Raw genomic sequence first — 13,078 nt, 5'->3', positions numbered from 1 at the left:
GCCGAAACATTTTCACCCCCTTCATCAGGTAAGTTCACCTGCTCACTCTTAGCTCCATAAAAATATACAGCCATCATCATAAAGCTTTACGTATAAATAAAAAACCTCACGCAGATCAAGCAATATCGCGTACTATAATCCCAATGATCTGCTTAATCTCCGAAATCAGAGAGAAAAATTCGTTAGCCTTTCCTCTTGTATCTCACTTTCTGCTTGATAATCTCGATTACATCTACATTCTGAACCTTAGATTTTATCCACCCATGGATATCAATATAAAATAATGATCGTCTATAGTATTCATTGTGAGAAAAATCTTCTAACTTCTTATCAAAAATCTCAAAAGCCTTCTGTCTTTGATCCGGTAACTGATTATTCACATTTTTAAAAAACTGAATGCTTTCAAAGTGAAATTCCTCAGGCTTTTTCATCTTTCGGGCAAATTTCAGAGTAGAAGCAATGAACTCATCATAATCTTCATCATTTCCGGATTCATACTTGGACATCAGAATCAGAATTCGAGTGTGAAACAACAGGTCTTCCTGTACATTTCCCTTCGATTCTATAACTCTCATAGAGTATTCAATCGACTTTTTGTACATCTTGCTTCCAAAGAACATGGCAGCCATTTTAAGATAAAGGATCATAAAATGGTGCTCATCAATTCGTTCTCTAAGTTTTTCCATTTTCAACTCGATTTCAGGAATAAGCTTGGTTCCTGTAAAAAACTCACCTTTAACAAAATGAATGTTCATCAGCGTATTGTAATGTGTAAGGAAAATAAGGGACTGAAGATTCTCATTCTGGGAAAAATTTTCAGCATTAACTCTTATATTAAATTCCTTAAAATTCTCTTCCAGAATATCAATATTTCCGTACAGAAACAGGATTTTCAACAGATAAGTATTTCCTTTAATATACCAAACCGGATGGCTGAAGATCATTTCCGGACTTTTATGAAACAAATCCACCCATTGATAAGCATATTTCAAGGTGTATTTATAATCCTGTAACAACTGATTTTTCCAGACATGCGCCTTAAAATACCATAGTTTCTCTGTAAAATTCAGCTTGTCGAACCTGATATTTTTAATATGAGAATTGAAAATATCCAGAATTTCTTCACGATCTGTATCATTTTTTACATAACCATGAGTCAGCATTTCACTGTATAACTTCAGAGAAAGGTTGGATAATTTTGTAGTATAACGGTTTTGTTTGCTTAATTCCTGGGACTGTCTTATTAGCTCCTCCGCACGCCCTTCAATACTTCTGGTAATGAATTGGGATTCAATTACTTTTTCAAGGTCTATAACTTCGGAGGCGATACTTTTCTCATCCAACTCCAAAGCCGTCTGTTTGGTTTTGTCAAGGATCTTTAAAGCCTGTTTGTAAAGCCCTTTCTGGTACAGAATATTGGCAAAATCCAACTGCTCCCGGAGCTGAATTCTATAATTCTGATGACTGGGGTTCATGCGGAGGCTTACAAGAATTTGTTTATAAAGATGTGCTTTAAGATTAGAAAGCTGTTGTTTCGTAGATATTTTCTTCTCGATAATTATACTTTCATCATACTCTTTCATCTTATCCATTTCAGCAAATAAAAGCAGAAATTTAGCATCTACATTAATTCCGAGACGGTTCACATATAACTTAAACTGTCGCTTTTCGGAAGTCGTCAATGACTTTACCAATACAAACAAAAAATCTTTCTGCAATTCTGCCATTGTAAATTTTTAAAATTTAAATAATTAATTATCAATAAGATAAAACTAATTCTTCAACTGTTGAATATTGTAATTTTCTGGAAAACTGAAAATGAAAAAATATTGCAAGCTGTAGTTTTGAATCAAAATTAAGTAAAAAACTTCATTTATGAATTCCGAAAAAATTGAAATTTTTGATACCACACTACGAGATGGGGAGCAGGTTCCTGGTTGTAAACTGAATACAAAACAGAAACTGATTATTGCTGAAAGGCTTGATGAATTGGGCGTTGATATCATTGAAGCAGGGTTTCCTATTTCCAGTCCTGGAGATTTTGAATCCGTTTCTGAAATTTCAAAACTCGTACGAAATGCAAAAGTATGCGGATTGACAAGGGCAAATAAAAAAGATATTGATACTGCTGCTGAAGCTCTAAGGTTTGCAAAGAAACCAAGAATACATACAGGAATCGGTACTTCCGATTCACATATCAGATATAAATTCAACTCAACAAGAGAAAATATTATAGAACGTGCAGCTGAAGCAGTAAGATATGCCAAAAACTACGTAGAAGATGTAGAATTTTACGCTGAAGATGCGGGAAGAACAGATAATGCTTACCTGGCACAGGTTTGTGAAGCTGTAATTAAGGCTGGTGCTACCGTTCTGAACATCCCTGATACTACAGGATACTGTTTACCGGAAGAATATGGCCAGAAAATAAAATACCTGAGAGAAAATGTAAAAGGAATTGAAAAAGCAGTTCTGTCATGCCACTGTCATAATGATTTAGGCTTAGCTACTGCAAATTCTATTTCCGGAGCCATCAACGGAGCCCGCCAGATCGAATGTACGATTAATGGATTGGGGGAAAGAGCAGGAAATACAGCCTTAGAAGAGGTCGTCATGATTCTGAAGCAACACAAACAGTTGAATCTCCATACAGACATCAATTCCAGAATGTTGAATGAACTGAGCACTATGGTTTCAGATCTAATGGGAATGTCTGTACAGCCTAATAAGGCCATTGTAGGAGCCAATGCGTTTGCCCACAGCTCAGGAATTCATCAGGATGGTGTGATCAAAAATAGAGAAACTTATGAAATTATTGATCCGGCTGAAGTGGGTGTAAATGCTTCTACCATCATTCTTACAGCCAGAAGTGGACGTTCAGCATTAGCTTACCGTTTTAAACATATTGGTCATGATGTCACCAAAGATGAATTGGATTACCTGTATCAGGAATTCTTAAAAATAGCAGATCTTAAAAAGGAAATCGGTAATGAAGATCTGGCATTGATCATGGAAACATGCAGCAGAAAAATAGGATAGGGTTTGATTTAATTCAAGATAAAGTAAAAATGAACGAAAATAGAAAGACACTTTTTGATAAAGTTTGGGATGCTCATGTAGTAGATACGGTTCCTGACGGGCCACAGGTCATCTATATTGATAAACATCTGATCCATGAAGTAACCAGTCCACAGGCATTTGCAGAGCTTGAATCCAGAAATCTGGAAATATTCAGACCAGAGCAGATCGTGGCTACTGCAGATCACAATGTACCAACACTTCATCAGGAAGAACCAATACGTGATGAATTGTCCAGAAATCAGGTTCAGCAGTTAACTGAAAATTGTCAGAAAAATAATATCGAATTATTCGGATTGGGACATCAGTATCAGGGAATTGTCCATATTATCGCTCCTGAACTAGGGATTACACAGCCGGGAATGAGTATTGTATGTGGAGACAGTCATACTTCAACGCATGGAGCATTTGGAAGCATTGCCTTTGGAATCGGAACCAGTCAGGTAGCTCAGGTATTTGCAAGTCAGTGCCTGTTACTTAACAAGCCTAAATCAATGAGAATTACTGTAAACGGTAAGCTTAATGATAATGTTCAGGCTAAAGATGTTATCCTTTACATTATTTCAAAAACAGGAACTGATGGCGGCACAGGATATTTTTGTGAATATGCCGGAAATGTTTTCGAAGAAATGTCGATGGAAGGAAGGATGACGGTGTGTAATATGAGTATTGAAATGGGAGCCAGAGGCGGAATGATCGCTCCGGATAAAACCACTTTTGAATACGTTAAAGGAAGAAAATTTGCTCCACAAGGAGAAGAATGGGAAGAAAAAATAGCGTATTGGAATACATTAAAGACTGACGAAGGAGCTGTTTTTGATCAGGAACTTACCTTCGATGCATCAGATATTTATCCAATGATTACCTATGGAACGAATCCAGGAATGGGGATTTCTATCCATGAAACTATTCCTGTCCCTCAAAACGAATCTGAAGCAAAAGCTTTACAGTATATGGGACTGGAAGCCGGGCAGACTCCATCCAGTATAAAAATTAATTATGTATTTATAGGAAGCTGTACGAATGCAAGGATTGAAGATTTTAGATCCGCAGCTCAATATATCAAAGGAAAAAGTAAATCTGATGCTGTAAAAGCATTAATTGTTCCCGGTTCTCAGCAGGTTGTAAAGCAGATCTATGAGGAAGGACTTGACAAAATCTTTAATGATGCGGGATTCCAGATCCGCCAGCCCGGATGCTCTGCTTGCCTGGCCATGAACGATGATAAAATTCCGGAGGGAGAGTATTGTGTCTCTACTTCAAACAGAAATTTTGAAGGAAGACAGGGGCAAGGTTCCAGAACAATTCTGGCAAGTCCGCTTACGGCAGCGAAAGCCGCAATAGAAGGTAGAATTTCAGCTTTTGAAAGTTTAAATTAAAATTACATGCAAAAATTAGTTATTATAAAATCCAGTGCAGTTCCATTGCCGGCAGAAAACATAGATACAGATCAGATTATCCCTGCAAGATTCCTAAAAAGTATTGACAGAAAAGGTTTTGGAGAAAATCTGTTCAGAGATTGGAGATACAATATTCACACCCATGAGCCTAATCCTGATTTTGTACTGAACAATCCAAAATTCAGTGGCAAGATTTTAGTAGCAGGAAATAATTTCGGATGTGGAAGCAGTCGGGAGCATGCCGCATGGGCATTAACGGATTATGGATTCAAGGTTATTATTTCCAGTTATTTTGCTGACATTTTTAAAGGAAATGCTTTAAATAACGGCCTTCTTCCGGTAAAAGTTTCTGAAGAATTCTTAAAGGAAATTTTAGAAGGAATCAATGAAAATCCGGATAATGAAATTGCTATTGATGTAGAATTGCAATCTATCAGTTTCAAAGATACCACAGAAACTTTTGAACTTGATTCTTATAAAAAAATATGCCTTATGAATGGCTATGACGATATTGATTTCTTAATCAGCAAAAAAAAGGCGATCGCAGAATTTGAACTAAAGACACAGAAAAAAAATGAGCAACAATTATTTTAAAATCGCAGTACTTCCCGGAGACGGAATTGGCCCTGAAATCATCAGTGAAAGCATCAAGATTTTGGATGTGATTGCTGAAGCTTTCCAATATAAATTCCACTTTGATTACGGGTTGATAGGAGCAGAGGCTATTTTTAAAACAGGAGATCCCTTACCGGAAGAAACCCTTAAGATCTGTAAGGAATCTGATGCTGTGCTTTTCGGAGCGATAGGAGATCCTGTATTTGACAATAATCCTGATGCCAAGGTAAGGCCGGAGCAGGGACTATTGAGACTTCGTAAGGAATTAGGATTATTTGCCAACATCCGTCCTTTAAAAACATATGCTTCTCTGATTGAAAAAAGTCCACTTAAAAGAGAGATCATAGAAGGTGCGGATATTCAGATTTTCAGAGAACTTGTAAGCGGGATTTACTTCGGAGAAAAATTTACTGATCCGGAAGGAGCATATGCTTATGATATATGCAAGTACAGCAGAGAAGATATTCTTCCTATTGCCCATATGGCATTTCAGGAAGCACAGAAAAGAAATAAAAAACTGACTTTAATAGATAAAGCTAATGTTTTAGATACTTCCAGATTATGGAGAAAGATCTGCCAGGAAATTGCTTCTGAATATCCGGATGTACAGTTAGATTATATGTTTGTAGATAATGCAGCCATGCAGTTGATCCTTAATCCAAAGCAGTTTGATGTTATTTTAACGGAGAATATGTTTGGGGATATTATTTCTGATGAAGCCAGTGTGATTGGAGGGTCTATCGGATTGCTTCCGTCGGCATCAGTAGGAGAGAATAATGCATTGTTTGAGCCTATTCACGGTTCTTATCCACAGGCAAAAGGAAAAGGAATTGCCAACCCTATTGCTTCTATTTTAAGTGTGGCAATGATGCTGGATCATCTTGGATTACAGTCTGCCGCCAACAAACTGAGGCAGTCTGTAGAGTATGCGATCGAAAATAAATATGTGACGATAGATCTTAATACCAAACAATATTATTCTACCAGTGAAGTGGGAAGCTTTATTGCGGATCATATCAGGTATTCGGAGAAGTCCTATTATAATTTTGAAAATGTAAAAATTGGAAAATCTACCATTGTGTAGTTATATGTGAAGGTTCACTTAGATAGATAGTTAGAAGAAAGGATCTGCCTCTTATGAGACAGATCCTTTCGTTTTATTTCTGAAATATTTAAACCTTAACAGTTTTTTTACTCTTTTGTATTATCCGTTTTTCCTGATTTGTTTTTGGAAGCTTTTTGAATGTCTTCCTTGTCGATATCAGGGGGATTAACCTTTTTCGATGAAGCAGGAATATTCTGGAAATCCTGATTTTGCTTTTGGGTTTCTGCGGTATTGGCAGATTCCTTTTTCTTGTTATTTCCTTTTGAGTCCATTGCTGAATTATTTTTAGAGTCCAAGAATACCGATCTTTCCGGTCTTATCTTCTATAGTATAATTCAAAGCCTTTGCCAAAACAAAAATATTATCAAGATTTTCCATCAATTGCTTTCGTCCTTCAGTTCTCAACTGGTTCTGATCAATAGATTTAGTTGCTGTTTCCTTAGCTTTTGCCGTTACATTTTTAATATCCTTCTCAGAAATTCTATTAAAAAAGGAATCATCCAGGGATTGAATTTCAACACTGGGTGTAATCCTGATGTCTGCATCAGGAAGTTCAGTGATGACCAGCTTCTTGTTGATGGAGTCTACTTCAATCTTCATTTTATTCAGATCATAAGAAACCTGTGCATTGGTTTTTGTAAAGGTAATAATACTGTTACTGGAAACCTCTTTACCCATGAATTCATAGCCCATTTTGGTTTTCTGCATGCTGGAATTGTTCTGTTCTATCACCACCATCTTATTCATTTTGGAGATCTGGTTGGTCAGGATATAATAATCTGACTTTTCCGTTTTCTTACCAAGATTAAGACAGGATTTAAGCCCAAAAAACAGAAGAACCATAACACCGGCCCCCGCTGCAAACGATAAAATTGGTTTATAATTTCTCAAATCTATTTAAAAATTTCTTTAATTATAGAGGAGTCATTCTTTTTCAGAATTTCAGCTAAATCTCTTTCAATATATCCACTGGTAGGCATTTCTACAATTCTACCTACTTCTTTTCCATATCTTTTCAGGATAATGGTAGGAACTTTCTGGATGTTATAAAGAGATTCGTCTCCACTAGGAGATTCTTTTTTACGGTTAACAGCGATAATGGTCAGCTTGCTTTCAGGATAGCTTATATCTTCCAGAATTTTCATCAGTCTTGGAAAATCTCTGTGACTGTCTTCACACCAGGTTCCCATGAAAACTATGATATCATAAGATCCCAGCCTTTCCTTTCTCAGTTCACTGACTGCCTTCTGGTCCAAAGCATATTCATCATGCTCTTTTACATACCAGTCAGCATAAGGAGCTTTCAAAAACTGTCCCTTCAACTGATGTCCCAGAAGCATTTTGCCATCTTTTTCGGTGGTGACTTCGCGGTTAACCACTACTTTCTGAGCACTAAGCTCTTGGGTAGCTAAAAATAAACTTGAAGCGGCAACAATATTTGTAATAAATTTTTTCATATTTTATTTCTCAATAATTGACTTTAGATCAGCAGGAGAGTAGTATTTGTTTTTTAATACTTTATGATCTGCTTTTCTGTACACATTGAACTTTTCACCAGATTTCTCATAAAAAGATTCTACGTCCTTTTCTTTATAGAATTCAACGGTTTCATTAGCCTGTTCCTCATTATCACATGCTTTAGACATATTAGAACGCTGAACTTCGTTGAATAGCTCTACAAATTTGTTGCCAAGTCCGAATTCCAGTACAGCACCACTTAAAACATACTGTAAATCACAAAGAGCATCTGCAATTTCTACAATATTATTGTCAGCAATCGCTTGTTTCAGTTCATTAAGTTCTTCCTGTAGAAGTTCTACTCTAAGATTGCATCTTTCCGGAGAAGGAATTTGTGGGGTGTCTAGAATAGGGGCTTTGAAAGTAGTATGGAATTCTGCTACTTGGTTCAAACTATCAATTTTATCCATGAAATTTTTTATTTACCACAAAGATAAAAAACGAATTGTAAACTCATAAAGTAAACTTTCACAAAATATCATGAATGAAGGGAAAATAGAAGAAATGTTGGATTGAAATAGGTTTCTAGACCACAGATGACGCAGATTTTCACAGATGTTTGTGTTTTTAAATGGTTTTGGATAATTTTAAGTGTCAGTAATTTTTAATATGATACAAAAAACCACAACTCTAGAGCTGTGGTTCTTATTTAAAATCTATTGGTGGTATTCAATTTTAATTATTCCAATTCCTGATATTCCCAAATTCCGGAGATATTTAATATTTCTAAACCTGGCTGTTTTTCTCCATAGCTAAATATACAAATATAGTTTGTGCTGCAGGATGTGCAGGTGGTTCCGAAGTATAATGTAGGCAGATCATTTACTGTTAATTCTCCATAATGTTGCATTCTCTGTGAAGTTTCGGTAACCATTCCCATTTTTAACAGTTCTGATTTTGATGCTACCAGATCTTCATGGTAGATCTTCATGATCGGAAAACCCGACTGATAGGGAGAGATTTCAATTAAATTTTCATGACTGCATTCATAGCAGGCAAACTGGGTTATGGCTGCCGGAATTGCTTCGTCATTAATGAACCTGTCTTTCTTGAGCAGGGCTTTTTTACCAATTCTTATTTTTTTTGATATTGAATACATCTGAGCTTAATTGTTTACTGGATCACAGTCCCTTCCAGGTTAGGGTATTTTCCACTTGGGCTTTTTTTAATGGTAATTTTAATATATCCTTCTTCTGCTAATTTATTCCAAGTTTTCGGATATCCGGTATTAATGTCAATGGGAATTTTCCACATGGTCTGTTTTCCGTTTCCGGTTTGATTAAACCAGGGAATAATATCTGCCGTTTGAGATCTAAAAGGCAATGCATTAAGGACATCTATCTGATAATAGAAATCATATTTGTTTTCAGGCTGGTTTAAAGCCCTTTCTGTGAAAGTATATACATATCCATTGATGATTGGGCTGGTAAAATTCCCGCCTAGCGTAGGATTTCCGGTTCCGTTATAGCTTCCAACAGCACCACTATATCGGTCATATTTTTGTCCGGCCTGTATTGCAACATCATCTACAATATTGTAACCGCCGTTTGCCGGTGGCCAGCCGCTATTCAGGTTATTAGTCTGGAATAGTTTTTCAAGCTCTTTCCAGTTTCCTTGTTTATACAGGTCAAATGCCTGCATCCTGATTGTTTGGCTTACTTTATTGTCCGGATCATAAGTCGTCGCAAAATCATCAGCATTTTTGAAAAATACGATTTTTACCGGACTTGGCTGGATAATAATTTCTTCTTCTCTGTCATCAGAGCTACAGGCCATAGAAAAAGATGCCATGGCCAGAAATAAAATGTACTTAAATAAATGTTTCATATATATAAATTAAATTATGTAAAAATTTAAATAGGTATTATCAGGGATGCAGGCCAACAGCAATGCTTATATAGAATAGATTATCTTTTACAAGTGTACAGGTGTTTTCTTTATCAAAGAATATTTGATTTAATATAATGAACCTTGTCTTCTAAAATGAAGGAAAAAGGAATCAAAAGAATAGAATGATCCATCATAAGAAAAGCTATGGAAAGCCTCCTTTAAATACAAACAGGTAACGGTACTTGTCTTGGGCGATAAATTTAAGTTAAAAAAATGAATTTATAGTATATTTTTAATATATAAGATTTATATTACGAATTATGTGATGTTTTTTGGAACTATAGAACTGTTTTTATTAAACATAAATAATTATGAACAGTTTTTTTTATTTAAAAATTACTCATACACACCAACAAAAATATTATGAAAGAAAATCAAATCTTATTTAATGGATTAAGATCGCAAATGTACAAACAGGCTCTTAACGATTATCCCGACGCAAGAGAAAGTGATATATATGTAATGAAAAAATATCTTGCTCCCCAATCTCATGAAGTTATTCTGGAAGCAGGTGCAGGAAGTGGGTTCTTTTCAGGAATATTGGCGGATATGTTGCCTGCAGGGAAGCTTATTGTTTCTGACCCCTCAGACGATCAGCTTAATGGAGTTAAAGAATTAAAGAAAGAAAATATTGAGGTTTTACAAGAGGGAGCAGATCATATTTCGCTTCCAGAAGAAAAAGTTGATGCTGTTTGGAGCTTTGGTGCACTACATCATTGTTTTGATAAAACAAAAGCCTTTGGTAATTTTTCCCGTATTCTGAAAAAAAATGGGAGGTTGGTAATTGGTGATGTATGGTCATCTACTAAATTAGCTGATTATTTTGACAGACATGTTGCTAAACATTGTGTAACAGGTCATGAAGTGGCATTTTGGAGTGATGGCTTTACAGAAACACTTTGTGCAATAAGTGGATTCTCAAATCCTGAAATATATGATCTGCCGTTACAATGGAAGTTTAAAAAAGAGGAAGAGATTGGTGATTTTATATACAAGTTCCACGCAATGACTTCAACAACTCCTGAAGATTGCCTGAATGCAGCACATGAATTATTGGGAGTTCAAAAACAAGAAGATGGGACATTTAATCTTAATTGGCCAATGAAAATCTTTGTTGCCACAAAATTGTAATTTTTAATAACCTGATATAAAAATAAGCTACTTCAAAAAATGAGGTAGCTTATTTTATAATAATGTGTTCTTAATACGTTATTTTTTAATGAACATCTTGGAGAATTTCTCAATTTGAATAACATAATTTCCTTTGATCAGACTGCTTACATTGATTGTTCCGTTCTGAAGAGCACCTTCCATGATCAGTTTTCCGGACATATCATAGATTTTATATCTTTCTGACCTTGTATTGGAAAGGGTTAGGATATCCGTCACTGGGTTTGGATACAGCTTAATTTCTACAGAATCTTTCAGTTGAGTCTCTGCGGTAGACAACTCGCCGGCAGTTACAGAAATATCAGCGTTATTGATATCAAAAAAGATATGATTGCTTCCTTTTACCATGAATCTCCCCGAATTGGTTGCAACATTAGGGATTACTACTGGTTCAGAACCGTCATTCGGTGTTCCTGTCAATAAAGTAGTCCAGGTTTCTCCATTATCAGTAGACCAAAGGATATCTACATTGGCAGCATTGATATTATTAGAGGTTGTGCCTGCCACATTCCAGGTTATTGTTTGTGAAGTTCCTCCTACATAAGATACTGCAGCATTCTGTGATGTGATAATAAAAGGACCCGCAACAGCGTTCACTCTGATTTTTGCATCATCAGAATTGTTTCCTGCTCCTCCTAATCTGTTGTCTCTTACGGTTAATCTGAAATTCAGATCTCTTGAAACAGAAGATAAAGCCTCCACTCTTATTTCTGATCCCATTGTTTCTGTTGCTCCTGTTAAAATAGTAGTCATTTTAGGGAAATATCTTACAGGTGAAGCAGAGGGCACCCATGATCTGAATGTTGGCCCATTTGTTTTTGTTGATGTGGCCGCAGAGTTACTTCCTGTTTGAGAAGAAGTTCCCTTATCCATCTGTTCCCAGATATAGGTAAGTAAATCTCCATCTGTATCAGTTCCTGAGCCTGTAAGTACAAATGGTGTACTTTTAGGAATAGTGTAATCTGCTCCTGCATTGGCCGTAGGAACTGAATTACCTGTAGGTGTATTTACAGAACAGGTTTTAGATTTAATAGTATTGGTGATCTGTTGAATGCTTATGGCATGGAAAAATGTATCAGAGTGAGGCTGAACATCATAACTTGTAATTCCGGCATATCCCATAATTGTAGATCCGGAGCCCGGTTCAACAGATTGTAAATCGCTTTGTGTAGAGTAGGACCATGTATGGTTTCCTCCAAATTGATGTCCCATTTCATGAGCTACAAAATCAATGTCGAAAGTATCACCTTTAGGACCTCCACTGGAAGGAGATGTATAACCACTTCCTTTATAATTGATTGGAGTATTAACGCCCTGACTTACAACAACAGACATGTCATTACTGCAAATACATCCTATACACCCTGCATCACCACCACCTCCTGTAGCTCCAAATAAATGTCCGATGTCAAAATTTTCATTACCTATTTTTGAATTCAGATCATTCATAAGTTCGAAGTTCCATTTGTACATTTCTATGGATAGAGAGTAAGGATCATTGTTTGCATTAGTATAAATAATTGTGTCATTATTAGGGATCAGAACCATTCTTGCAGCAAAATCATTTTCAAAAATACCATTGACACGGGTCATGGTATTATTCATGGCTGCTAAAGCATCAGCTTTGGTTCCTCCAAAATAATTTGCATATTCCCCGGTACAGGATAATGCCAGTCTGAATGTTCTTAATACAGCATCATCAGCATTTTTGGCTGTGATTACGTTGGATGTTCCCTTTTGTGCAGATTCCAGAACTTTGCATTCAAAATTATTCAGGTCATTTTTTCTGTCTGATCTTTTGTAAACAGCATAAGTGGAAAGATCTTTGGCATAAGGTTCAATAAAAACAGCTGATTTATCACCATAAATTTCCATAGAAGACAATCCTAAAGAAGAAATACTGAAATAAACCGTAGAAGTTTTATCTTCTATTCCCTGGCCAATATAAGATTTAATATCCGGATATTTGGCTGCTAATTCAGGATCGAAATTTGAATTTTCCGTTACCCTGAAACGCTCCATCTTTCCTGTTGAATTAGGAAGAGAAATAATAACTGAAGATTTTTCTGTTGCTCTTTTTGGTGTTCTTGTGAGTGCGCTTTTTAATCCATTAATATCCAAATGGAAAATTCTCGGATTGTCAATATTTTTCATATTTTCAAAAACGGGTGAAGAATTTTCCTGGGACCTTTTAGACCATAAACGGTCTGTTTGCGCAAAAGAAATGCCTGATAACACTAGCATCCCCATCATTAATAATTGTTTTTTCATGTTGCCGTGATTTTTTTAGATCATTCAAAAC

General features: G+C 36.0%; 13 protein-coding genes. 5 read left to right on the top strand and 8 right to left on the bottom strand.

Translation table 11 applies throughout. The features are described 5' to 3' along the window. Positions 1-182: 182 nt before the first annotated feature. Positions 183-1,727 (bottom strand): hypothetical protein, encoded by a 1,545-nt coding sequence (locus WH267_RS24810; protein ID WP_115972560.1) that lies wholly within the window; start codon positions 1,725-1,727, stop codon positions 183-185. Between the two features lie 148 nt (positions 1,728-1,875). Here WH267_RS24810 and WH267_RS24805 point away from each other — a divergent pair, with 148 nt between their 5' ends. Genes WH267_RS24805 through leuB form a run of 4 tightly spaced genes read left to right on the top strand, consistent with a single transcriptional unit; the run spans position 1,876 to position 6,177 of the window. Further along, positions 1,876-3,039, top strand: a complete 1,164-nt coding sequence (locus WH267_RS24805) for a 2-isopropylmalate synthase (protein ID WP_340011673.1) — start codon at positions 1,876-1,878, stop codon at positions 3,037-3,039. Between the two features lie 29 nt (positions 3,040-3,068). Beyond that, the gene (leuC, locus tag WH267_RS24800; protein WP_340011671.1) at positions 3,069-4,457 is read left to right on the top strand and encodes a 3-isopropylmalate dehydratase large subunit; all 1,389 of its coding nucleotides are present in this window, start codon (positions 3,069-3,071) and stop codon (positions 4,455-4,457) included. A 6-nt stretch (positions 4,458-4,463) separates the two neighbouring features. Continuing rightward, positions 4,464-5,072, top strand: coding sequence for a 3-isopropylmalate dehydratase small subunit (gene leuD / locus WH267_RS24795; protein ID WP_115972558.1), 609 nt, complete (start codon positions 4,464-4,466; stop codon positions 5,070-5,072). Then, the gene (leuB, locus tag WH267_RS24790) at positions 5,053-6,177 is read left to right on the top strand and encodes a 3-isopropylmalate dehydrogenase (protein WP_340011669.1); all 1,125 of its coding nucleotides are present in this window, start codon (positions 5,053-5,055) and stop codon (positions 6,175-6,177) included. The genes leuD and leuB overlap by 20 nt, the downstream gene beginning before the upstream one ends. A gap of 107 nt (positions 6,178-6,284) precedes the next feature. Here leuB and WH267_RS24785 read toward each other — a convergent pair whose 3' ends face one another. The 6 genes from WH267_RS24785 to WH267_RS24760 all read right to left on the bottom strand — a co-directional run bounded on the left by WH267_RS24785 (position 6,285) and on the right by WH267_RS24760 (position 9,543). Then, positions 6,285-6,470: a hypothetical protein gene (locus WH267_RS24785; RefSeq protein WP_123855805.1), complete on the bottom strand. Its 186-nt coding sequence runs from the start codon at positions 6,468-6,470 to the stop codon at positions 6,285-6,287. Positions 6,471-6,483: 13 nt separating this feature from the next. Further along, complete coding sequence (locus tag WH267_RS24780; RefSeq protein ID WP_115972556.1) at positions 6,484-7,089, bottom strand: DUF4230 domain-containing protein; 606 nt, start codon at positions 7,087-7,089, stop codon at positions 6,484-6,486. A 2-nt stretch (positions 7,090-7,091) separates the two neighbouring features. Continuing rightward, a complete protein-coding gene (locus tag WH267_RS24775) occupies positions 7,092-7,655 on the bottom strand; it encodes a TlpA family protein disulfide reductase (protein ID WP_115972555.1) in 564 nt (187 codons plus the stop codon). 3 nt (positions 7,656-7,658) lie between these two features. Then, positions 7,659-8,126: a nucleoside triphosphate pyrophosphohydrolase family protein gene (locus WH267_RS24770; RefSeq protein WP_045496588.1), complete on the bottom strand. Its 468-nt coding sequence runs from the start codon at positions 8,124-8,126 to the stop codon at positions 7,659-7,661. Positions 8,127-8,395: 269 nt separating this feature from the next. After that, the gene (locus WH267_RS24765; protein ID WP_340011664.1) at positions 8,396-8,815 is read right to left on the bottom strand and encodes a hypothetical protein; all 420 of its coding nucleotides are present in this window, start codon (positions 8,813-8,815) and stop codon (positions 8,396-8,398) included. 14 nt (positions 8,816-8,829) lie between these two features. Continuing rightward, positions 8,830-9,543 (bottom strand): hypothetical protein, encoded by a 714-nt coding sequence (locus WH267_RS24760; RefSeq protein ID WP_340011662.1) that lies wholly within the window; start codon positions 9,541-9,543, stop codon positions 8,830-8,832. Between the two features lie 426 nt (positions 9,544-9,969). Between WH267_RS24760 and WH267_RS24755 the strand changes: the two genes are divergently transcribed. Next, the gene (locus tag WH267_RS24755) at positions 9,970-10,737 is read left to right on the top strand and encodes a class I SAM-dependent methyltransferase (RefSeq protein ID WP_340011660.1); all 768 of its coding nucleotides are present in this window, start codon (positions 9,970-9,972) and stop codon (positions 10,735-10,737) included. 78 nt (positions 10,738-10,815) lie between these two features. On the opposite strand, the gene WH267_RS24750 is transcribed toward WH267_RS24755, so the two are convergent. Next, the gene (locus WH267_RS24750; protein WP_340011659.1) at positions 10,816-13,047 is read right to left on the bottom strand and encodes a zinc-dependent metalloprotease; all 2,232 of its coding nucleotides are present in this window, start codon (positions 13,045-13,047) and stop codon (positions 10,816-10,818) included. Positions 13,048-13,078: the final 31 nt, after the last annotated feature.

The sequence above is a fragment of the Chryseobacterium sp. MYb328 genome, from assembly GCF_037572595.1.
GTDB lineage: Bacteria > Bacteroidota > Bacteroidia > Flavobacteriales > Weeksellaceae > Chryseobacterium > Chryseobacterium pennae.
This window is presented reverse-complemented; position numbering and strand designations above follow the sequence as displayed.

Bases quoted from the DNA above. Each gene is read 5' to 3' on its own strand.
- WH267_RS24810 (WP_115972560.1), bottom strand. From the start codon at position 1,727: ATGGCAGAATTGCAGAAAGATTTTTTGTTTGTATTGGTAAAGTCATTG.
- WH267_RS24805 (WP_340011673.1), top strand. From the start codon at position 1,876: ATGAATTCCGAAAAAATTGAAATTTTTGATACCACACTACGAGATGGG.
- leuC (WP_340011671.1), top strand. From the start codon at position 3,069: ATGAACGAAAATAGAAAGACACTTTTTGATAAAGTTTGGGATGCTCAT.
- leuD (WP_115972558.1), top strand. From the start codon at position 4,464: ATGCAAAAATTAGTTATTATAAAATCCAGTGCAGTTCCATTGCCGGCA.
- leuB (WP_340011669.1), top strand. From the start codon at position 5,053: ATGAGCAACAATTATTTTAAAATCGCAGTACTTCCCGGAGACGGAATT.
- WH267_RS24785 (WP_123855805.1), bottom strand. From the start codon at position 6,470: ATGGACTCAAAAGGAAATAACAAGAAAAAGGAATCTGCCAATACCGCA.
- WH267_RS24775 (WP_115972555.1), bottom strand. From the start codon at position 7,655: ATGAAAAAATTTATTACAAATATTGTTGCCGCTTCAAGTTTATTTTTA.
- WH267_RS24770 (WP_045496588.1), bottom strand. From the start codon at position 8,126: ATGGATAAAATTGATAGTTTGAACCAAGTAGCAGAATTCCATACTACT.
- WH267_RS24765 (WP_340011664.1), bottom strand. From the start codon at position 8,815: ATGTATTCAATATCAAAAAAAATAAGAATTGGTAAAAAAGCCCTGCTC.
- WH267_RS24760 (WP_340011662.1), bottom strand. From the start codon at position 9,543: ATGAAACATTTATTTAAGTACATTTTATTTCTGGCCATGGCATCTTTT.
- WH267_RS24755 (WP_340011660.1), top strand. From the start codon at position 9,970: ATGAAAGAAAATCAAATCTTATTTAATGGATTAAGATCGCAAATGTAC.
- WH267_RS24750 (WP_340011659.1), bottom strand. From the start codon at position 13,047: ATGAAAAAACAATTATTAATGATGGGGATGCTAGTGTTATCAGGCATT.